Here is a 21,868-nt window from a genome sequence, read left to right on the forward strand (position 1 = left end):
CACGCTGTGTGGGGGGAATTTGAAGCTATGTGAAGTGACGGTGAAGTATGAGCATGGCCTCGACGCCACCTTCCGGTCGGTTACGCAATTCCACACTTCCCTTCAGCAGTCGCGCGACTTCGCGCACGAACGCCAGGCCCAGACCGCTGCTTTTGAAGCCATTTTCACGCGGCAGTGAGTAAAAACGGTCAAATATCCGCGGTAAGGCAAAATCGGGAATACCGGTGCCGGTATCGGCCACCGTCAGCGTCACTTTCTCTGCATGCGCCTGCGCGCTGAGGGTGATCGTCCCACCAGCCGGGGTGAAATCAATGGCGTTGTCCAGCAGGTTGCCCAACGCCTGCTCCAGCAGCGCTGGCTCTGCACAGACGCTTAACGTTGAAGGAACCCTCTCCAGCGATATTGCATTCGACGCCAGTTGAATGGCGCGTGCGTCGCTGATTTGCGCAAACAGTTTATCGACGGCAACCGCAGAGAGCGCAATATCCTGACGATTCTCCAGCCGCGCCTGACGCAGCAGTGTTTCAACCAGCGCCTGCATTCGCGCGTTTTGGCTGAGAATATTGTCGGTAAAGCGCTTAACAATGTCCGGAGGCGGATTTTCCCGCAGGATTTCCGCCGCGCCGCGAATGGCCGCCAGCGGACTCTTCAGCTCGTGGGTAAGCGCGTACACGTACTGTTCAATGTAATTCTTACCTTCCAGCTTCAGGCGCATGCTCTCCAGCGCCTGCGCCAGCTTGCGCAACTCGCTGCTGCCCAGTTCTGGCAGCGGCATCGGCTGGTTTTCAGTCACTGAATCCGCATAGCGCGTCAGACGGGCGATCGAGCGGTTAATCCACCAGACCATCCCGGCACCAATCACCAGCGCGATGCCAAGCAGAACCGCGCTGGCCCAGAGGATCCGTCGCTCGCTGCGTTTAATCACCGGCGCCATAGCGGCATTAGGCTTCCCCACGCTGAGCACGCCGACGATCTTTCCATTATCGACAATCGGCGCGGCAACATACATGACCGAGCTTTCCGGGTCTGCGGGGTTCTGTGGCGTACTGCGTGCGCCATACTGTCCACGCAGCGTTAGCCAGACATCGTTCCAGCGGGAGTAATCCTGCCCGACCGCTTTGCTGACGGAATCAAACACCACTTTGCCCTGCGCGTCCGTCATGTAGACATGGTACTCGTTGCGGACTTTATTGATTCCGCTGATATTGGCGCGAAAGGGACGATTGTGCAGTTGCGTAAACGCCTGCGCCAGTTGGCCATGCTCCGGATTGCCGGACAGCAGATCGTCACGGGCCAGCGCCGCCAGCAGCGTGGCGGTATCGATCAGCGTCCCTTCCGTTGCACGCCGTACGCCAGGTTTAATCTCCTGCACAAAGATAGAGAGAACAAACCACGCGGCAACGGCGACAATCAGGAAATAGCCCAACAGCAAACGCATGCCAATGCGCATCAGAGGCTCCTCAGGCTGTAACCCATTCCACGATGCGTGTTGATAGGCGAGAGCGTCGGATTGACGGCACGCAGTTTGGCACGCAGCGTTTTGATGTGCGTATCGACCGTCCGGTCGAAAGTATCCTGCGCATCAGCCCAGACGATATCCATCAGTTGCTGGCGAGAATAGACGCGACCAGGAGATAACAGCAGCGTTTTCAGCAGCAAAAACTCATAGCGCGTGAGTGGCAGGGGCGTGCCGAACCAGGCCACTTCGGCAGCGGGCTCATTCAGCTCAAAATGACCGGTTTTGACAATGGGCGACGGCGTAGAAAACTTCTTCACACGGCGTAACAGCGTGCGTACCCTGGCGCACACTTCCCGGGGTGAAAACGGTTTAGCGACGTAATCGTCAGCGCCAATTTCCAGCCCCAGCAGGCGATCCACCTCGTCACTACGCGCCGTAAGAAAGAGGATCGGTAACGCCGGATGCTGCTCCAGCAATCGTCGGCACAGTTCAAAGCCGCTGATATCCGGCAACCCGACATCGAGAATCGCCACATCCGGGCACTGATGACGCGCTTTATCCAGCGCAGGCAGACCGCGCTCAAAGGCTTCCACACTAAACCCTTCCTGCTGGAGCATATAAATCAGGGTATCCGCGATACCCTGCTCATCTTCCACCAGCCAGACCGATACCTGCTGCATTATGCTTCCCTGTTATTCGCGCCACGGCATGATGGGTACCGCGCTAATGGCATTTTTCGGCGACCCGTCGACAACCTTGTCGGAATAGGCCAGATAGGCCAGCGCGTTGCGTTTAGCATCATAAAAACGCACGACCTGTAAAGATTTGAAGACCAGCGAAGTGCGTTTCTTAAAGACCACTTCCCCCTGAGCTTTGCCGTTCTTGATTCTGTCGCTCAGTTCTACCGGTCCCACCTGCTGACAGGAGATGGCGGCATCGGAGGTGTCTTCAGCCAGCCCCAGCCCGCCTTTAATGCCCCCGGTCTTGGCACGGCTGACGTAGCAGGTCACGTTTTTGACATCGGGATCGTCAAACGCCTCCACGACGATTTTATGATCCGGTCCAAAGATTTTGAACACCGTATCGACAGAGCCGATCTGTTCGGCGGACGCCAGCGGCGCCAGCATAAACAACAGAGTGGAAAGAACTAAACTCTTGTATTTCATATTGTTACCATTCTTTAAAATTACGCTGGGCAATTATTCGACATTGTAAAAGAAACTGTTTACAGATCACAGGATTACAATAATCACGTTTTATTTGATCCAAAAAAAGCATTAATGCGCAAAAAAAACACTGAATGCTAAAACAACAAAAAATGCTATTATCCAATAATCTGATGTCAGGTGTTTGTAGTTGAAAGGATGAGGATATTTTATGGATCAGGCCGGCATTATTCGCGACCTATTAATCTGGCTGGAAGGTCATCTGGATCAGCCCCTGTCGCTTGACAATGTGGCGGCAAAAGCGGGTTATTCCAAGTGGCATCTGCAGAGAATGTTTAAGGACGTGACGGGCCACGCGATTGGCGCGTATATTCGCGCACGCCGCTTATCGAAATCCGCTGTTGCGCTTCGCCTGACGGCTCGCCCGATTCTGGATATTGCCCTACAGTACCGCTTTGACTCTCAACAAACATTCACCCGCGCCTTTAAGAAACAGTTTTCCCAAACGCCTGCGCTGTATCGTCGTTCACCGGAATGGAGCGCGTTCGGTATCCGTCCGCCTCTGCGTCTGGGCGAATTTGCCATACCTGAGCATAAGTTTGTCACTCTGGAAGATACGCCACTGCTTGGCATCACCCAGAGCTACTCATGTTCGCTGGAGCAAATCTCCGATTTCCACCACGAAATGCGCGTGCAGTTCTGGCACAATTTCCTCGCGCATGCCCCCGCGATCCCGCCCGTACTGTATGGCCTGAACGAAACGCGTCCGAGTCTTGAGAAAGATGACGAACAGGAAGTGTTCTACACTACCGCGCTACCTCAGGAGCAAGCCAACGGCTACGTGCAGTCAGCTCAACCGGTGCTGTTGCAGGGCGGCGAATATGTCATGTTTACCTACGAGGGGCTGGGAACGGGCGTCCAGGAGTTCATCCTGACCGTCTACGGAACCTGCATGCCAATGCTGAACCTGACGCGCCGCAAAGGGCAGGATATCGAACGGTACTACCCGGCTGAAGATGCCAAAGCCGGTGACCGCCCGATTAACCTGCGCTGCGAATTCCTGATACCGATTCGCCGTTAACGCTGTAGCTCATCCAGCGCAGGGGCGTCCAGATGCGAGATGTCCCCTGCCGTTTCCACGACCCATCCCGGCGCCAGCCACAAACTTTCCTGATAATCCACCCGCGAAATCGAGCAGTTACGCAGACGTAAGCGGCGTTCCGCATACGCAGGAAGTCCCAGAATCGTACTGACCAGACAGCCCAGCGCGATGCCATGGCTGACCAACAGCGGACGACTCCCCTGCGGCAAATTCAGGCACGCGGCGAGCGCACCATGAACACGATCGTTCAGTTCCTGCATCGACTCCCCTTCGGGGATACGCCCGTCGACGGTGCCGTTGACTAACTGGCGACGCCAGTTTTCTTCTTCGGCGGTCAGGGTATCAATATGACGTTTTTCCAGCACTCCCATGTGCAGCTCGCGCAGGCGGGCGTCTAAGGTGATATCACAACCACAGGCCTGGGCGATGATGTCAGCAGTGCGGCGGGTACGTCCCAAATCACTACTGATGACGTGGGTGATGCCGAGGCTTTTCGCGCGTTCACCTACCTGCACTGCTTGTTGCTCACCTTTAGCGGTCAGCGGACTGTCGGACTGGCCTTGAATACGTCGCTCGGCGTTCCACTGCGTTTCACCGTGGCGAACAAGGTATACCTGTAACATGCTATTTTTCCGTATACTGCGATGAGTTTTTTAAAATCGAGCTTAATTATGCACCATGTTGTCTCAGCAACCACCAATCCCGCCAAAATTCAGGCAATTCTGCAGGCATTTAACGAGATCTTCGGTGAAGGATCCTGCCATATAGAGTCTGTTGACGTCGATAGTGGCGTACCGGAGCAACCCTTCGGAAGTTCTGAAACGCGTGCTGGCGCACGTAATCGGGTCGAAAATGCCCGTCGTGCGCGACCAGATGCCGACTTCTGGGTGGCTATCGAAGCGGGTATTGATGAAGACGCGACCTTCAGTTGGGTGGTTGTCGAGAATGCAACCCAACGCGGTGAAGCCCGTTCCGCGACGCTGCCGCTACCTGCAGTGATCCTTGAAAAAGTGCGTGAGGGTGAAGCGCTTGGCCCGGTGATGTCTCACTACACGGGCATTGATAAGATTGGTCGAAAAGAAGGCGCGATTGGCGTGTTTACCGCCGGGAAACTGACGCGTGCCAGCGTCTACCACCAGGCGGTGATTCTGGCGCTCAGCCCGTTTCATAACGCGATTTATCAGTGAGATTGTAGGCCGGATAAGACGAAGTCGTCATCCGGCGATGGTGCAGTTGCGAGCCTGATGGCGCTACGCTTATCAGGCCTACGAAAACGCTTTTCAGGCGTTTTTCAACAATACGACTTCAAGCCACTGACGCAGTTCGACAGGGGCAGATTTCAGGCTGTTAGAGCCGCGAGTGATGGTAGCAATCCCCGCGCCCAGTTCGTTTTTCAGCTCACGCTGACTCATTTCGCCGCGTAATAACTCTTCGATAATGCGTACACGCGTCCCTAACGCTTCGCGCTCGTCCGGGGTCAGCATCAACTGCAACAGCGGTAAGTGCAGATCCTCTGCGTAAGACTGGCGGAGCAACTCCACAAAACGAAGCCACTCCTGATTGCGTTGTTCGGCTATCGCCGATGAATAAGGGGAATGCTGGGTCATGTTATGTCGCCCTGTTGTACTCATACACGAGTACAAATCATAACATAACCCATCGGATTAATAACGTCTCTGCCACTCAGAATCGCTCATCAGGGTGTCTTTCTGTCCCATGAAATAGCGATAGTAAGCATCGTAGGCCAGCACGTTCTTCACGTAGCCGCGCGTTTCCGAGAAGGGAATACTCTCGACAAACGCCACGGCATCAATCCGTCCCGCACTGTTGCCAAGCCAGGTACGCACACGCCCCGGTCCGGCGTTGTAGGCTGCAGAGGAGAAGATCCGGTTATTGCCGAACTGCTGGTAGACGTACTGCAGGTAACTGGTACCGATGTTGATATTCATTTCTGGATCCAGTAACTGGTTCTGGCTGCTGTAACCCGGAATAGAGAACATCTTCACCGTGTGTGTCGCCGTGCCGGGCATAATCTGCATTAGCCCACTGGCACCGACCGGAGATTTCACCTTCGGATTCCAGGCGCTCTCCTGACGCGCTATCGCCATTGCATAGCTTTGCGGGATGTCTTTGCCGCGGGTATAGCGAGTAAAGATATCCTGATACGCCAGCGGGAAACGCTCCTCCAGATGATCCCAGAGTTTACCGGCGATCGTCGCCTGCACGCTCAGATCCCACCACTGATTGTTGAAGGCATAACGCGCCAGTTGCGCCTGTTCCGTCTTCGTGCGACTGGTGACCAGGTTCGCCCATTCGCTGCGGGCGGTGTTATCCAGATTCCAGTACATCAGTTCGCGAACACGAGCCATTTCCGGCCCCTGAGTCAGTGCGTTATCCACATTGCCCGGCGCTTTATCAATTTTCAGGACGTACTCTTCCCCCAGACGCTGCGCCGCCACCATCGGGTAGAAACCGCGCTGCTGCATCAGCGCATGCAGGATCTCTTTTGCTTCGTTTTCCCGTCCCCGCTCCAGCAGCAAATCGGCCTGCCAGTAGCGCCATTCGTCCTTCTCTTTCGCTTCCATCGGCAGACGCGCCAGCCAGGTGTTCAGGCCACGACGATCGCCGGTCCCGAGCGCCATCCGCACCCGACGCTCCACAAGCGTCGTGGATTGCGAGCGCATGATCGCATCATCGCGCCATTTCGCCTGCTCGTCGGTGACGTCGTTACCCATTAATCGCCAGGCGACGATATCGCGTAACTCCTGGGTTTGATCCTCATTCAGTTGCTGCGCCTGCACCAGTGACGGGATCATCAGACGCGCGTTTTCCGCATCCTGACGCGCGACGCTGGCAAAGGCCACGGCGGCCATCTGACGGGTAAAATCGGTAGCGCCGGTGGTGCGCGCAAAGTTCATGACGCTGTTCGGATCGTTCGCCAGTGAGATAATCGCTGACGCGATAGTCTGGTACTCCGCTGGCATCTGCCCGGCCAGTACCGTCACCAGTCCGGTATTTCCCGCTTTCATCGCCAGGCGGATGCGCTCCAGGTAAGAGAGCGGGTCCTGAGTACCGGAAGCGCGCCAGACGCTGAACAGTTTGTCACAGGCATTGGGCTGACTCTTACCGGTCAACCACAGCTCTTTCGCCCCCTGCCAGGCCTCTTCCGCTTGTCCGGTATTCCACTTCGCGTAGTAGTAATTGCACTGCGCCTCGGTGGTTCTCGGTTTCTCCGGACTAAACGCTAATAACCCGCGCCAGTCTTCACGCCGCGCCAGTTCATTCACAAAACGCGATTCCAGCGTGCGTGCTGGCGGCAGAGTCGGGTTGGCACGGACAAAGTTGGTCACCGTGACAGTCGGTTGATTCATCAGATCATCGGTGATCTGCCGATATTCCAGGTAGGGATACAGAGGGTAATTCTTCAGGCCCGGCATCATCTGTTCCACGACATCCATCTGTCGGTTATCCCAGGCCTGCTTAATTTGTGCGTAACGGTTACGCTGTTCATCCAGTGAATCGGCTCGCGCAGCCTGACTTAGCGTCAGCAGGCACACACCGGCGGCAATAAGACGCCAGGTAAATCGTTGGGCTTTGTCCACAAGCTCTTCCTCTAAAAATGATACGTCGTTGCAGCCTCATGCCGCCTAATGATTTCATGCTAACCAGTCATTGGCATTTACGCCACGTCGAGGACACTTTTTTACTTTTACGGCGAGTGAGATCTGCTGGCTGGGATTGAGAGGGGAAAAAGGCTACACTTCGCCTTTGAAAACATCTATACCCTAAATAATTCGAGTTGCAGGACAAAGCCCAAAGGGCTTTGAACAGCGCTAGCGCTGGCCCCGGAGGGGCGAAGCCGAAGGCTGAGTCACGCGGCAAGGGAGTGACAAATTCGTCGGGAACGAATTTGACCAGCCGCAGACTGGCCTTCGGTGAGAGACAGGATGTCTCTCATTAATCCCCCAGGAGCTTACATAAGTAAGTGACTGGGGTGAACGAGTGCAGCCAACGCGCATGCAACTTGAAGTATGACGGGTATATTCATCACGATAAATACAGAGGCGAGTCCAACGTGGCCCAATTCGTTTATACCATGCATCGTGTCGGCAAGGTCGTTCCGCCGAAACGTCATATTCTTAAAAACATCTCTCTGAGCTTCTTCCCTGGCGCAAAAATCGGCGTACTGGGCCTTAACGGTGCCGGTAAGTCCACCCTGCTGCGCATCATGGCGGGCATCGATACCGATATCGAAGGCGAAGCCCGCCCGCAGCCAGGCATCAAAATTGGTTACCTGCCGCAGGAACCCAAGCTCAATCCTGAGCACACCGTTCGCGAATCTGTTGAAGAAGCGGTGGCGGAAGTGGTTAATGCGCTGAAAGGTCTGGATGAAGTTTACGCGAAGTACGCCGAGCCGGATGCCGACTTCGATAAACTGGCCGCGCAACAGGGCAAGTTTGAAGAGATCATTCAGGCGCACGACGGTCATAACCTGAACGTGCAACTGGAGCGCGCTGCCGACGCCCTGCGTCTGCCGGACTGGGACGCCAAAATCGCGACCCTCTCCGGGGGTGAACGTCGCCGTGTCGCACTGTGCCGTCTGCTGTTAGAAAAACCAGACATGCTGCTGCTCGACGAACCCACCAACCACCTGGATGCGGAATCCGTGGCCTGGCTGGAACGCTTCCTGCACGACTTCGAAGGGACCGTGGTGGCGATTACCCACGACCGTTACTTCCTCGACAACGTCGCAGGCTGGATCCTCGAACTTGACCGCGGCGAAGGGATTCCGTGGGAAGGCAACTACTCCTCGTGGCTGGAGCAGAAAGATCAGCGTCTGGCGCAGGAAGCTTCTCAGGAAGCGGCGCGTCGTAAATCTATCGAGAAAGAGCTGGAGTGGGTACGTCAGGGCGCGAAAGGCCGTCAGTCTAAGGGTAAAGCCCGTCTGGCACGCTTTGAAGAACTGAACAGCACCGAATACCAGAAGCGTAACGAAACCAACGAACTGTTTATTCCACCTGGACCGCGTCTGGGCGATAAAGTCGTTGAAGTCAGCCATCTGCGTAAATCCTACGGTGACCGCCTGCTAATTGACGATCTGAGCTTCTCCGTACCGAAAGGCGCGATTGTCGGTATCATCGGTCCGAACGGCGCGGGTAAATCGACGCTGTTCCGCATGATGTCCGGTCAGGAACAGCCTGACAGCGGTACTATCACGCTGGGTGAAACCGTCAAGCTGGCCTCTGTTGACCAGTTCCGTGACGCCATGGATAACAGCAAAACCGTGTGGGAAGAAGTGTCCGGCGGGCTGGATATCATGAAGATCGGCAACACCGAGATGCCAAGCCGCGCCTACGTTGGCCGCTTTAACTTTAAGGGTGTTGATCAGGGGAAACGCGTGGGCGAACTGTCCGGCGGCGAGCGTGGTCGTCTGCACCTGGCAAAACTGTTACAGGTTGGCGGCAACATGCTGCTGCTCGATGAACCGACCAACGACCTGGATATCGAAACCCTGCGCGCGCTGGAAAACGCCCTGCTGGAGTTCCCGGGTTGCGCGATGGTTATCTCGCACGACCGCTGGTTCCTCGACCGTATCGCCACCCACATTCTGGACTACCAGGATGAAGGCAAAGTGGAGTTCTTCGAAGGTAACTTCACCGAATACGAAGAGTATAAGAAACGCACGCTGGGCGCAGACGCGCTGGAGCCAAAGCGTATCAAGTACAAACGTATTGCGAAGTAATTGTTAGTCATGCCGGATGGCGGCGAAAACGCCTTATCCGGCCTACAGGATGCATATCTGTAGGCCGGATAAGCGCAGCGCCATCCGGTATTTTCGATTATTGCGCTTTAGCCGTTGCCGGTTGCTGGCCCGCCGCAGGTTCCAGTTGGAACACCACATCGACCTGATCATCAAACTGAATCGCTGCCTGCTCGTAGGTTTCCTGAGCAGATACCGGTGCCGCATCCGCTTTCATCATCCGCACCACCGGGCTTGGCTGATAGTTCGAGACATGATAACGCACGCTGTAAACCGGCCCCAGCTTGCTGTTAAAGCCTGCCGCCAGTTCTTGCGCCTGATGTATCGCATCATCAATCGCCGCTTTACGCGCTTTGTCTTTGTAAGCATCCGGTTGTGCCACGCCTAACGACACGGAACGAATTTCGTTCAGCCCCGCCTTCAACGCGCCGTCCAGCAGCGGGTTGAGTTTATCGAGCTGACGCAGCGTCACTTCGACAGTGCGCACCGCCCGATAGCCTTTCAGAATGCTTTTCCCGTTCTGGTAGTCGTAATCCGGCTGCGTGCGCAGGTTCGCCGAGCTGATGTCTTTTTTCGCGACCTGATTTTGCTCAAGGAAGGAAAGATATTGCGCAACGCGCTCATCTGCCTGTTTCTTCGCCGTCGCCGCGTCTTTTGCCGCCACATTAACCTCAATTGCCAGAGTGGCAATATCAGGTGCAGCGTCCACGCTTGCCGTCCCGGAAGTCACGATGTGCGGTCCATCAGGCAATTCGCCTGCCTGTACCGACATTGCACTGAATCCCACTAATGCCGCCAGGGCCATCACTTTGAACTTCACTGTCGCTCCTCCATGTTACGTGAGTTGCCCAAATTTCAGGGCGCATGCAGGCAAGCTTAGCGTGAAATAGTGTGTTGTCCATCAGACAACGCTTAGTTGAACAAGGCGTGAACATGCGCAACGCCTTCTTTTGCCAGTTGAAAAGCAATAAACCACATCACCAGACCGACCAGCGAATTGATGATCCGCTGCGCTTTTGCGGTGCGCAGTCGCGGCGCGAGCCACGCCGCCAACAGCGCCAGACCGAAGAACCACAGGAAAGAGGCGCTGACGGTGCCAAGCGCGAACCAGCGTTTCGGCTCCACGTCCAGTTGTCCGCCCAGACTGCCCAGCACCACGAAGGTATCGAGATAGACGTGTGGATTCAGCCATGTCACTGCCAGCATCGTGGCGATAATCTTCCAGCGCCCCTGCTTCATCACTTCCGCGCTGGCCAGTTCCAGATTGCTGCTCATCGCCGTCTTTAACGCACCAAAGCCGTACCACAGCAAAAATGCCACACCGCCCCATGTGACCAGCGCCAGCAGCCAGGGAGATTGCATCAGTAATGCGCTGCCACCAAAAATTCCGGCGCAAATCAGCAACAGATCGCTGACGGCGCACAGCAGCGCAATCATGATGTGATACTGGCGGCGTATCCCCTGATTCATCACAAAAGCATTCTGTGGGCCGAGCGGAAGTATCATGGCTGCGCCGAGTGCAAGACCTTGAAAATAATACGATATCACGGTAATCATCCTGAGCGTTGTCTCTATAGCGCAGACTATAACGCGGGATGATTATTAGCGGAAATGGATAATATTAATCGCAGATTAGAGAAATTAATGCCGAAGGAATTTTGCCGGATGGCGCGATGCTCATCCGGCACACCATTACTCTGCCGCGCCTTCTTTCACGCGTTTAAAATTGATGTCCATCTGCGGATACGGGAAGCGAATACCTGCGGCATCAAACTCACGCTTAATCCGTTCCAGCACGTCCCAGTACACGTTTTGCAGATCGCCACTGTTGCTCCAGACACGCACCACGAAGTTGAGCGATGACGCGCCCAGTTCATTCAGACGTACCGTCATTTCGCGATCTTTGAGAATGCGGTCTTCCGACTCGATAATCCCGGTGAGGATCTGTTTCACCTTATCGATGTCAGAGTCGTAGGCGACGCTGATAGTGAATTCATTACGGCGTACCGGCTCGCGGGAAAAGTTGATGATATTGCCGGCAATGATTTTACCGTTTGGGATCACGACAATTTTACCGTCCACGGTACGCATGGTGGTGGAGAAAATCTGCACATTCAGCACCGTCCCGGCGACACCGCCCAGATCAACATACTCACCGGCACGGAACGGACGGAACATGACCAGCAGAACCCCTGCGGCCAGGTTAGACAACGACCCCTGCAACGCCAGACCGACCGCTAAACCGGCGGCACCGAGAACAGCGATGACAGATGCCGTTTGCACGCCCACCCGACCCAGCGCGGCGATCAGCGTGAAGGCAACAATCCCGTAGCGCACCAGCGCGGAGAGAAAGTCTGCCACGGTGGCATCAATATGACGCGCCACCATCAGACGGTTAACCGTATTCGACACCAGACGCGCCACAATCATCCCGACAATAACAATGGCAACTGCCGCCACGATGTTGACGGCATAGCTCAACAGCAATTCCTGGTTGCGGACCAGCCAGGTCCCCGCACCGTTGATGCTGTCGACAACATTCAAATCTTCCATTACATGTTCCTTGGTCATAACAAATCAGAGCAAATGAGATCAATCTCACGAAAACACCCCGTTAAAGGTAAACAATAATGGGTGAATAAGCCATTTTCGTTACGTTCCAGTTCCGGATGACGCTATTTTTTCTGTTCTGCGGGACGATCCACCATCCGCAAAAATCCTCCTACCAGCGCATTTTTTTGTTTAAAAATGTCGGCAATCTCGCTGACCACTTTTCCACTGCCGGCATTCTTCCAGGCGATAGAGAGCGGTGACGGCTGGCGAGGATTCACTACCGAACGAGCCACCAGTGCGCCCGACTCAACGTAAGGACGGCACAGACGTTCCGGTAAAAAACCCACGCCCAGGCCGCTTAAGTGACAGGCCAGCTTGGTGCTGAGATCCGGAACCTTAATCTCCTTTTGTCCACTCAGCAGCCAGGCCACGCGGCGGGTGAGCGTGCGCGAAGTATCTTCAATATTAATCGCGGGGTAGCGACGCAGCATGTCGTCCGATAACACCGTTGCCGGATGGCTGGCCAGCGGGTGATTCTGCGCCACCACAAACTGCCAGCTAATATCCCCCAGCGGCAGCAACGAAATGTTGTTCGACAGTGATTCGGAACCGGTCACGCCAATCGCCAGTTGATAGTCGTCATACAACAGCGAATCCCACACGCCCATATAAACCTGGCGGGAGATCTGAAAGCGGGTGAAGGGAAATTGTTGATGCAGCCACGTCAGTAAATCAGCGGTCGTCTGCGGCTGATACAGCAAATTATTGATGACGATATTGACCTGACGCTCAACGCCCGCATTGATCTGCTGTAACTCATCCGGCATGGCGTCCAGCCAGTTGAGCCACTGGCGGCAATGTTCGAGCAGATGCTGACCGGCCAGGGTCAGGCTGACGGAGCGCGTGGTACGTAAAAAAAGCTGCGTCCCCACCTGTTCTTCCAGCGTTTTAATCCGATAACTTATCGCCGCGGGCGTTTTATGCAGCGAGCTGGCGGCACGGGAAAAACTCTCGGTCTCAGCCACCCGAATAAATGTGCGTATTGTTTCCTGATCGAGCATGCATTCCCCTTGAATCAGCCATCTGTAACCAGTGTTGCGCCAACGCGATACCCAATACCGTGTCAGCGCCGGAAGTATGTCCTACCGCAAGCAGACGGCCAAGCGCACGGTCTGTATTACGTCCGGTTTGTAAACTGCGCATGACGCCCAACACGGGCGTCGAAAATTCGCCCAGCCTGGCGCTATTAAGATAGCTACAGCTTACCGACGTTGTCAGCAATGCCAGTAGATCAATCGAGGGTAAAAAAAGGTGAACCGGTATCCCTGCAGCAATAAAGACCGCCAGCATTCCTGTCAGCATATCATCACCGCTGGGCGTGAGTCCTGGGCCTCGCCCGATAAGCCAACGCCAGTCCGGTTCCCCTCCGTGATGCCAGCATGCAAGAGCAGCCATGATTTCTGAATAAAATGGTATGTCATTAAGGGGTTGATTCAATGCCCCACACAGGCCGCTTTGTTGCCCACAACGGGAGAGCCCGACAGGGGCGCTATCAGCAGGATTGAGTTGCAGTCTGAGCTGGCGCTGAGAGCGAAGGGTCACTCCCTGCCCGCTCAGCAGATTCCCGGTTTTGTACAGGTGCGAAACCGCAGTCAGGCGGGAAAACTGCTTATGACTCAACAGCATGCCGGTTGGTCCCATGCCTTTACCGTAGCGGTATAACGTCAGTAACTCACCGTTTGCATGACTGAAATTGATCGCCTGAGAGAAGCGACTGTGCAGCGTCCATTCACCATCAGGAAGTCGATAAAGCCCGGCGCAGGCCAGAGCATTGAGTATGAGCATAGGTTGCTCCGAAATGCCGGATCGCGGCTTCAGCGTATCCGGCCCACGATTGACACAGATTCGTAGGCCCGGTAAGCGTTAGCGCCACCGGGCATTGCTGTTACGCCGTGATGTGATGCTCTTCCGCCAGCGCTTCCAGCGCTTTTTCAAAGCAGAGCAGCGGAGCGCGAACAGTACCCGCGCCAACCTGCCCAATCCCTGCTTCGCGGTGAGCGATACCGGTGTTGATAAGCGGCGTAATCCCCGTTTCCACAACGCGGCGGATATCCAGCCCCAGACACGCGCCTTTGAAATCCCAGGACGGGATCTGGAACAGCGGGTTGTTAGCGAGGTAGATTTCCGCCATCTCTTCGGAGGTTTCCAGCGCGGCGCCCATACCGCCCGCGCCAACGAAACGCGTCACGCCGGGGGCGGCAATCATTGCCGCGCCGCCGATGCCCAGCGTTTCGGTAATGGCGCTGTCACCGATATCCGGGTTGGCGTCAGCCTGGCTGTAGCCGGTAAAAAACAGGCCCTGCGGCGTATTCACGGGTGCAGTAAACCATCGGTCGCCGGTGCCGCTGACACGAATCCCGAACTCACGGCCGTTGCGCGTCATTGCTGTCACCACCGAACCGGCTTTAATCACTGCCGCCGCATCCATCACCGCTTTGCTGTAGGCCATCGCCAGATTCAGGAAGAACTGATCGGTCACGCTCAGGAATTGCAGCACCTCAATGATTTCAGCTTTCGGCCGGTCCAGACCCGCAATCACAGGGGACAGTGCGCGCAGCAGCAGCGACGAGGCCGCGATATTACGCTGATGGAATTCGTCACCCATCGTAATCGCCTGGGCCATCATTGCCGTCAAATCAACGCCGTTCTCCATACGCGATAACGCCTCCTGCAACACCGGCGCCAACGTATCGCGCATCCAGCGCAGGCGTGTCTGCACATCTTCACCGTAGGCCCCGAAGCGCATGACCTTACCGATCCCTTCGTTCAGGTTGCAACAGGACTGATTGCCGTGCACTACGTCTCGCACCACCAGCACTGGCATGTTCGCAGAGGTGATTCCGCCCATCGGGCCGACGGCGCCAACGTGATGACAGGGAATAAATTCCACTTCACCCCGACTCAACAGCGCCACCGCTTCTTCCTCACTGGCGGCCCAGCCTTCGAACAGCGATGCGCCGATACACGCGCCGCGCATTGGCCCCGTCATCTCTTCCCAGGCAATCGGCGGACCGGCGTGCAGTAACTTACGTCCTGAGGACAATTCCACCACCGCCTCTTTCGCAGGACGGACGGCAACCCAGTGCGGGCGCGCGGTTTTAATGCGTTCAATAATGGCGTCGTTGGCCTGTGCAATTGATGAATACATATCGGTACCTCTGAATTAATGTAACTGCTTGAGTAAACTGGCGAGACGCGCATTGCCACCAGCAATCGGCGCCCACTGATAATGCACAACCGGCGTGCCGCTGCTTTGCAGATCCAGCGCGAAGCTGCGTAATCCGGCATTGATCACCTGTACGCCATCCAGCAAAGTGCCTGGTTCGGCTGATGGGCGGGCGTCCTGATGATGTGTCAGGCTGATGGCGAGCAACACGGCCTCCTCCAGGGTTTCCACCACGGCGATGCCCGCTTCGCGTAGGATGTCAATTTGTCCGCTGCGCCCCTGCGGGTCAGCATCGGTTCCGGTCATGGTGGCAATGGTTACCAGCGGCGCGCTCCGCGCCGCACGAACCTTTTCGACCGCCTCTACAACCGCGCCAGCCGGGTCGGCGCAGGCGCCATAGCCCAGCACCACATCCAGCAACAGCACGCCGACGTCCGGCATTGCGGCCAGCTTTTCGATTTCAATGCTGCGGGTGGTTGGGTCAATCATCGGGTGCGGTCGGCCCAGCGTGTAGCTGTCATCCCCCAGATCGACAATGCGGTGGCCCTGCGCGTCGAGCATGACGCCAGCATCGTGGCTTTCGCTAACCGGAACGCCAAGCCCGGATGAGAGCAGCATCGCCGCTTCTGCCGCGAGGGTGCCGCCGGCGTACAGACCGTAAATACCTTTTCCAGCCACCTCGGGTTGAATCAGGCGCTGCTGCGCCACGCGCATCAGTAAGACGGCCAGTTGGGCGGCATCCGAGAGCGAATCCGCCAGCCAGACGTTCCCCTCACGACGCTGTTCCGGTTTATTGCCGAGAAAGAGCGCTACCACCGGTTTACCGACGTTCTGCATCGCGTTGATAATGCGCGTTCTGACCTGCGGCGACGGCGGTTTGGAGACAAACGCAATCACTCGAGTCGCATCATCGGCAGCCAGCATCTCCAGCGCCGTTAGCGCACTGATCCCCCCCACTTCCGCGCTCAGATCGCGCCCACCCAAACCGATGGCATGGCTGATGCCCTGTTGGTGTAGCGCAATCTGCGAGGTGACCTCCTGAATACCGGTCCCGGACGCCCCTATCACGCCAATTCCACCTTCTGGTAACACGTTAGCGAATGCCAGTGGGCTACCGGCAATCATCGCCGTCCCGCAGTCCGGCCCCATCACGATAAGCCCCTTTTCGCGCGCCAGCGTTTTCAGCGCCACTTCCTGCGCCAGCGGTACGTTATCGGAGAACATCATCACGTTCTTACCCGCCAACAGCCCCTCTTTAGCCACGGAGGCTGCATACTCCCCGGCAACCGAAACCAGCAGCAAATTGGCCTGCGGTAGTTTCTGGCAGGCGCTCTCCCAGCGACGCGCCTTCAGCAGTTGCTGTGAACTGCCCGAGGCGCTGGCAATCGCACTCAACTCTTTTTCCAGCTGTTCGCGAATTAATTCGAGAATCTCGGGTTGCTCGTCATGCGTTCGTACCGCCACACAAATATCGTTCGGCGTGGCCTCGGCAAAATCGGCATGCCAGAAGCCTGTGGAATCCAGCATCGCTTTATTCGCAGGCGTTCCCATCATGACGGAAACCTGGTCGACTTCCGGTCGCTCACTTAATTTACGGGAAATGATCATCAGGCTGACGGAGTCCTGAAAGCTTCCCTTTTTAATAAAGGCGTAAATCATTACCGCTACCTCTTATGTACGTTTTTCTTTCAAAAACAGCATGGCAACCAATCCGACAACTAACAGAATGGCTGACACATAAAAACTGGATGCCAGGCTGCCCGTTATATCGCGCGCCGCACCGGCAATAATCGGAGCAAGAATGGAGGAACTCATGCCGATAAAATTAAATAAGCCAAACGCGGTGCTGTAATTATTTTCATCGACGCTATCGGCAACCAGTGCAACCAGCACGGGATCTAACGCCAGTTTGCCGACAAGGCCGTAAACACACAGGGCGACAATCACGCCGGTCATATTTGGCATCCAGACAATGGACAGCATGCTGAGGATCGCCACCGGCACGAGGAACATAATTAACGGTTTACGCTTACCTAATTTGTCAGACAGGCTGGAGAATAACAGCGCGCCGGGTATTGAAATCCAGGCCACCAGCGAAGAGATAAACCCGGTTTCGCTACCGGCAATACCGCGCTCATTTTGCAGATAATAGGGAAGCCAGGTCAGAATAACGAAGAAACCAAACAGGCTACAGAACACCATAATATAGGTCAGAACGAGGTTGCGGTTTTTCAAGAGATCGCTGAATTTCCCTTTTTTTAACGGCTGACCATCGGTATCTACGGTGCGTTTCTTTTCTTTCACAAACAGCCAGATCGCTACCCCCACCAGCACCGAAGGGATCGCCATCACGTAGAACGGCATCCGCCATGAATGCCCCTGATCGTACACCAGCCAGCTTGAGGTCATCAGCCCCAGCGCGATACCAAAAGCCATGCCGCTATTGATAATTGCACTGCCCAGCGAGCGATACTTTTTAGGGATTTGCTCAGAAGAAAGGCCGTACTGAGGACCGTAATAGGTCCCTTCTCCCGCACCGGTTACCACGCGGGCAAACAGCAACGTGTACCAGCTTTTTGCCCAGCCGGTCACCGCGGTGAAAACGCCAAAGAGAATAAACCCTGGCACCAGCACTTTTTTCTTACCGATTTTGTCACCCAGTATTCCGGCCGGAACCTGTAATAACGCATAAGAAAAATAAAATACAGAATTAAGAATGCCTAATTGTGTTCCACTTAAGCCAAACTCTTTCTCCAGTTCGCCCATCACCGGGTTCAATACCGTCCGGTCGGCATACATAAAAATCCATCCCAACCAGAACAGGAAAATGGTAACCCACCAGGCCGGTATTCCTTTTTTCTTCGTGACCTCAGTCACTTCACATGATTCAGACATAAGTAATCTCCCGGTAATATTTACCGTTGAACACCTCAGGTTATCTGACGATTGATGAGGCTTGATGTTTTAACTATACCCACCATATCGGGCCGTGAGGTCATTTCGTTTGAGCAAAGTCACACAAAATCCATTGTTATAAATTCCTGGGAACTGACCGCAGCATTATTAAAAAAAGTCTAACAATCATTTTTTAAATATTTTAAACAAAGTAATTAAAAACAATCCGAATTAACGCGTTATTTTTATCAGTCAATAAGCTGTCGAATAAGTCACATTATAAAAAGCCAGGAACGTTATTTTGACCACGAGATATTTTGCACATTGAGGTCATAATGAAAAAGAAACTGGTCATTGCGCTGGGCGGTAATGCGTTATTACAGCGCGGAGAAGTATTGAGCGCGGAAAACCAACAGCGCAGCATTCAGGTTTTTGCACAAATGGTGACAATGCTGGCCCGCGATTACCAACTGGTGATTGTGCATGGCAATGGGCCTCAGGTGGGATTGCTGGCGTTACAGAACGCGGCATACACGGAAGCGCCCGCCTGGCCGCTGGATATTCTGGTAGCCGAAAGCCAGGGAATGATTGGCGTCGCTATCGCCCAGGCGCTGACACAAAACGCAGGGGCCGCGCCGGTGACAACCCTGATGACACGTGTGGAAGTGGATCCACAGGATGAGGCATTTTGCGCACCGGGCAAATACATCGGGCCCGTGTATCAACCCGATCAGCAGGCTGAACTGGAACAACGTTATGGCTGGACAATGAAGGCTGACGGGCAGTACATCCGTCGGGTCGTTCCCTCACCGATACCGCAAGCTATCCTCGACAGCGATGCCATCCAGATGTTGATGGAAGCGGGACATACGGTGATTTGCTGTGGTGGCGGCGGTGTTCCGGTGGTGGCTCAGGGCGACGGCTACCAGGGAACCGAAGCGGTAATCGATAAAGATCTGACAGCGGCAGTGCTGGCCAATGCCATCAACGCCGATCACCTGCTGATCCTGACCGATGCCGATGCCGTTTATGAACACTGGGGAACGCCGCAGGCGCGCGCATTGCGACATGTCACGACAGAAGAGCTGGCGCCGTTTGCTGCACCAGACGGTGCGATGGGTCCAAAGGCGGCGGCAGTTATCCAGTTTGTTAAGCAAACCGGAAGCTCGGCGTTTATTGGCGCCCTGAGAGATGCGCCGCAGATATTAATGGGCGAGAAAGGCACCTGCGTGACACAGTAAACGCCCTGCCGTTTGTCATTGCCGGATGGCGACGCTCAAGCGTCTTATCCGGCCTACAACATCCTCCGGCAACAAAGCAAAAAAAAGGCTTCCCGAAGGAAGCCATTTTTACAATCAGCTGACTACATTACAGAACGTCGATCGCGTTCAGTTCTTTGAAAGCCTGTTCCAGACGGGTGATCATCGTTGCCTGACCAGCACGCAGCCATACGCGCGGATCGTAGTATTTCTTGTTCGGCTGATCTTCACCTTTCGGGTTGCCCAACTGACCCTGCAGATACGCTTCGTTCGCTTTGTAGTAGTTCAGAACACCTTCCCAGGTCGCCCATTGGGTATCGGTATCAATGTTCATTTTCACTACGCCGTAGCTTACGGAGTCTTTGATTTCCTGAGCGGTAGAACCGGAACCACCGTGGAAGACGAAGTTCAGGCTGTTGTGCGGCAGGTTGTGTTTCTTAGAAACATAGTCCTGAGAGTCGCGCAGGATGGTCGGGGTCAGAACCACGTTACCCGGCTTGTAAACGCCGTGTACGTTACCGAAGGAAGCCGCGATGGTAAAACGCGGGCTGATTTTGCTCAGCTCGGTGTACGCGTAATCAACGTCTTCCGGCTGGGTGTACAGAGCAGAAGCGTCCATGTGGCTGTTATCCACACCATCTTCTTCACCACCGGTGCAACCCAGTTCGATTTCCAGGGTCATGCCCATTTTGGACATGCGCGCCAGGTATTTGGAGCAGATTTCAATGTTCTCTTCCAGTGACTCTTCAGACAGGTCGATCATGTGAGAAGAGAACAGTGGTTTACCGGTTGCCGCGAAGTGTTTTTCACCCGCGTCCAGCAGACCGTCGATCCACGGCAGCAGTTTCTTCGCGCAGTGGTCAGTGTGCAGGATAACCGGAACACCATAGTGCTCAGCCATCTGATGTACGTGGTGCGCACCAGAGATAGCGCCCAGGATTGCCGCACCCTGAGGAACGTCAGTTTTCACGCCTTTACCCGCGATGAACGCAGCGCCACCGTTGGAGAACTGTACGATGACCGGTGCTTTAACTTTTGCAGCGGTTTCCAGAACGGCGTTGATAGAGTCGGTACCCACGCAGTTAACGGCTGGCAGAGCGAAGTTGTTTTCTTTTGCTACCTGGAAAACTTTCTGTACGTCATCACCGGTGATAACGCCAGGTTTTACGAAATCAAAAATTTTAGACATGTTACGAGTCCTGTATCTTCGGCCTTGGAAAGGGGTGCGTGCTACTAAAGCGCGCTGAAAATTGGGCAGGTTTCCCTGCCCATGAATGTCTTACTTCTTAGCGCGCTCTTCGAGCATCGCTACTGCAGGCAGAACTTTACCTTCCACGAATTCGAGGAATGCGCCGCCGCCAGTGGAGATGTAGGAAATTTTGTCAGCAATACCGAACAGGTCGATAGCAGCCAGAGTGTCGCCGCCGCCTGCGATAGAGAATGCGTCGCTGTCTGCAATCGCGTTAGCCACGATTTCAGTCCCTTTACGGAAGTTCGGGAATTCAAACACGCCAACCGGACCGTTCCACAGAATGGTTTTTGCATTCTTCAGAATTTCAGCAAGTTGGTGTGCAGAAGCGTCGCCGATATCCAGGATCTGCTCGTCTTCTTTTACGTCGTTGACGGATTTCAGCGTGGCTGCAGCGCTTTCAGAGAACTCGGTCGCGACGCGAACGTCAGTCGGAACCGGGATATCGCAAGTGGTCAGCAGACGTTTGGCTTCATCAACCAGATCGGCTTCGTACAGGGATTTGCCCACATTGTGGCCCTGAGCGGCAACGAAGGTGTTCGCAATGCCGCCGCCAACGATCAGCTGGTCAGCGATTTTAGACAGGGAGTCCAGAACGGTCAGCTTGGTAGATACTTTAGAACCACCTACGATAGCAACCATCGGACGAGCCGGTTCTTTCAGCGCTTTACCCAGCGCGTCAAGTTCGGCTGCCAGCAGCGGACCGGCACACGCGACGTCTGCAAATTTGCCGATACCGTGAGTAGAAGCCTGCGCACGGTGAGCCGTACCAAAGGCGTCCATCACGAACACGTCGCACAGTGCAGCGTATTTTTTGGACAGCGCTTCGTCGTCTTTCTTCTCGCCTTTGTTAAAGCGAACGTTTTCCAGAACCACCAGTTCACCGGCAGCCACTTCAACGCCGTCGAGGTAATCTTTTACCAGGCGAACCGGATTAGACAGTTTGTCTTTCAGGTAATTAACAACCGGCAGCAGAGAGAATTCTTCGTTGTACTCGCCTTCGGTAGGACGACCCAGGTGGGAAGTTACCATGACTTTAGCACCCTGTTTCAGGGCCAGTTCAATGGTCGGCAGAGAAGCACGGATACGCGCATCGCTGGTCACTTTCCCTTCTTTAACTGGTACGTTCAGATCCGCACGGATAAAAACACGTTTACCAGCAAGATCCAAATCGGTCATCTTGATTACAGACATGGTG

The 21,868-nt window shown here is 55.0% G+C and carries 20 protein-coding genes; 4 read left to right on the forward strand and 16 right to left on the reverse strand.

All coding sequences use genetic code 11. The features are described from left to right. Positions 1–25: 25 nt before the first annotated feature. The 3 genes from creC to creA are packed head-to-tail and all read right to left on the reverse strand — an operon-like array spanning position 26 to position 2,625. Entirely contained in the window at positions 26–1,450 is a 1,425-nt protein-coding gene (gene creC, locus GBC03_25875; GenBank protein ID QFS73396.1) for a two-component system sensor histidine kinase CreC, read from the reverse strand. Then, positions 1,450–2,139 (reverse strand): two-component system response regulator CreB, encoded by a 690-nt coding sequence (gene creB / locus GBC03_25880; protein QFS73397.1) that lies wholly within the window; start codon positions 2,137–2,139, stop codon positions 1,450–1,452. Before creB ends, creC begins: the two co-directional genes overlap by 1 nt. Positions 2,140–2,151: 12 nt before the next feature. Further along, positions 2,152–2,625, reverse strand: coding sequence for a protein CreA (gene creA / locus GBC03_25885; protein QFS73398.1), 474 nt, complete (start codon positions 2,623–2,625; stop codon positions 2,152–2,154). 211 nt (positions 2,626–2,836) lie between these two features. Here creA and robA point away from each other — a divergent pair, with 211 nt between their 5' ends. Further along, a complete protein-coding gene (gene robA, locus GBC03_25890; GenBank protein ID QFS73399.1) occupies positions 2,837–3,706 on the forward strand; it encodes an MDR efflux pump AcrAB transcriptional activator RobA in 870 nt (289 codons plus the stop codon). On the opposite strand, the gene gpmB is transcribed toward robA, so the two are convergent. Further along, entirely contained in the window at positions 3,703–4,350 is a 648-nt protein-coding gene (gpmB, locus tag GBC03_25895) for a phosphoglycerate mutase GpmB (protein ID QFS73400.1), read from the reverse strand. The genes robA and gpmB overlap by 4 nt on opposite strands. A gap of 48 nt (positions 4,351–4,398) precedes the next feature. Between gpmB and yjjX the strand changes: the two genes are divergently transcribed. After that, a complete protein-coding gene (gene yjjX / locus GBC03_25900; GenBank protein QFS73401.1) occupies positions 4,399–4,914 on the forward strand; it encodes a non-canonical purine NTP phosphatase in 516 nt (171 codons plus the stop codon). Between the two features lie 93 nt (positions 4,915–5,007). Here the strand turns inward: yjjX and trpR are convergent, their stop codons facing one another. After that, complete coding sequence (gene trpR / locus GBC03_25905; GenBank protein QFS73402.1) at positions 5,008–5,334, reverse strand: trp operon repressor; 327 nt, start codon at positions 5,332–5,334, stop codon at positions 5,008–5,010. Positions 5,335–5,391: 57 nt separating this feature from the next. After that, positions 5,392–7,329, reverse strand: a complete 1,938-nt coding sequence (sltY, locus tag GBC03_25910) for a murein transglycosylase (protein QFS73403.1) — start codon at positions 7,327–7,329, stop codon at positions 5,392–5,394. Positions 7,330–7,802: 473 nt separating this feature from the next. On the opposite strand from sltY, the gene ettA reads away from it, so the two are divergent. Next, positions 7,803–9,470, forward strand: a complete 1,668-nt coding sequence (gene ettA / locus GBC03_25915; GenBank protein ID QFS73404.1) for an energy-dependent translational throttle protein EttA — start codon at positions 7,803–7,805, stop codon at positions 9,468–9,470. Between the two features lie 97 nt (positions 9,471–9,567). Here the strand turns inward: ettA and GBC03_25920 are convergent, their stop codons facing one another. The 8 genes from GBC03_25920 to GBC03_25955 all read right to left on the reverse strand — a co-directional run bounded on the left by GBC03_25920 (position 9,568) and on the right by GBC03_25955 (position 18,162). After that, positions 9,568–10,308 (reverse strand): oxidative stress defense protein, encoded by a 741-nt coding sequence (locus GBC03_25920; GenBank protein QFS73405.1) that lies wholly within the window; start codon positions 10,306–10,308, stop codon positions 9,568–9,570. 92 nt (positions 10,309–10,400) lie between these two features. Then, the gene (gene argO, locus GBC03_25925) at positions 10,401–11,036 is read right to left on the reverse strand and encodes an arginine exporter ArgO (GenBank protein ID QFS73406.1); all 636 of its coding nucleotides are present in this window, start codon (positions 11,034–11,036) and stop codon (positions 10,401–10,403) included. A gap of 144 nt (positions 11,037–11,180) precedes the next feature. Next, positions 11,181–12,041, reverse strand: coding sequence for a small-conductance mechanosensitive channel MscS (gene mscS / locus GBC03_25930; GenBank protein QFS73407.1), 861 nt, complete (start codon positions 12,039–12,041; stop codon positions 11,181–11,183). Positions 12,042–12,163: 122 nt separating this feature from the next. Further along, on the reverse strand, positions 12,164–13,102 hold the full coding sequence (gene allS, locus GBC03_25935; protein QFS73408.1) for an HTH-type transcriptional activator AllS: 939 nt from the start codon (positions 13,100–13,102) through the stop codon (positions 12,164–12,166). Further along, positions 13,059–13,886 (reverse strand): DUF2877 domain-containing protein, encoded by an 828-nt coding sequence (locus GBC03_25940; protein ID QFS73409.1) that lies wholly within the window; start codon positions 13,884–13,886, stop codon positions 13,059–13,061. The genes allS and GBC03_25940 overlap by 44 nt, the downstream gene beginning before the upstream one ends. A gap of 100 nt (positions 13,887–13,986) precedes the next feature. Next, on the reverse strand, positions 13,987–15,249 hold the full coding sequence (locus tag GBC03_25945; protein ID QFS73410.1) for a DUF1116 domain-containing protein: 1,263 nt from the start codon (positions 15,247–15,249) through the stop codon (positions 13,987–13,989). 15 nt (positions 15,250–15,264) lie between these two features. After that, on the reverse strand, positions 15,265–16,926 hold the full coding sequence (gene fdrA, locus GBC03_25950) for an acyl-CoA synthetase FdrA (protein QFS73411.1): 1,662 nt from the start codon (positions 16,924–16,926) through the stop codon (positions 15,265–15,267). A 12-nt stretch (positions 16,927–16,938) separates the two neighbouring features. Beyond that, a complete protein-coding gene (locus GBC03_25955; protein QFS73412.1) occupies positions 16,939–18,162 on the reverse strand; it encodes an MFS transporter in 1,224 nt (407 codons plus the stop codon). A gap of 335 nt (positions 18,163–18,497) precedes the next feature. Between GBC03_25955 and GBC03_25960 the strand changes: the two genes are divergently transcribed. Continuing rightward, on the forward strand, positions 18,498–19,403 hold the full coding sequence (locus GBC03_25960) for a carbamate kinase (GenBank protein QFS73413.1): 906 nt from the start codon (positions 18,498–18,500) through the stop codon (positions 19,401–19,403). Between the two features lie 127 nt (positions 19,404–19,530). Here GBC03_25960 and fbaA read toward each other — a convergent pair whose 3' ends face one another. Together fbaA and GBC03_25970 are read right to left on the reverse strand one after the other, a co-directional pair. After that, positions 19,531–20,610: a class II fructose-bisphosphate aldolase gene (fbaA, locus tag GBC03_25965; GenBank protein QFS73414.1), complete on the reverse strand. Its 1,080-nt coding sequence runs from the start codon at positions 20,608–20,610 to the stop codon at positions 19,531–19,533. A 90-nt stretch (positions 20,611–20,700) separates the two neighbouring features. Beyond that, a complete protein-coding gene (locus GBC03_25970; GenBank protein QFS73415.1) occupies positions 20,701–21,864 on the reverse strand; it encodes a phosphoglycerate kinase in 1,164 nt (387 codons plus the stop codon). Positions 21,865–21,868: the final 4 nt, after the last annotated feature.

The sequence above is a fragment of the Citrobacter telavivensis genome (assembly GCA_009363175.1).
GTDB classification, from domain to species: domain Bacteria; phylum Pseudomonadota; class Gammaproteobacteria; order Enterobacterales; family Enterobacteriaceae; genus Citrobacter_A; species Citrobacter_A telavivensis.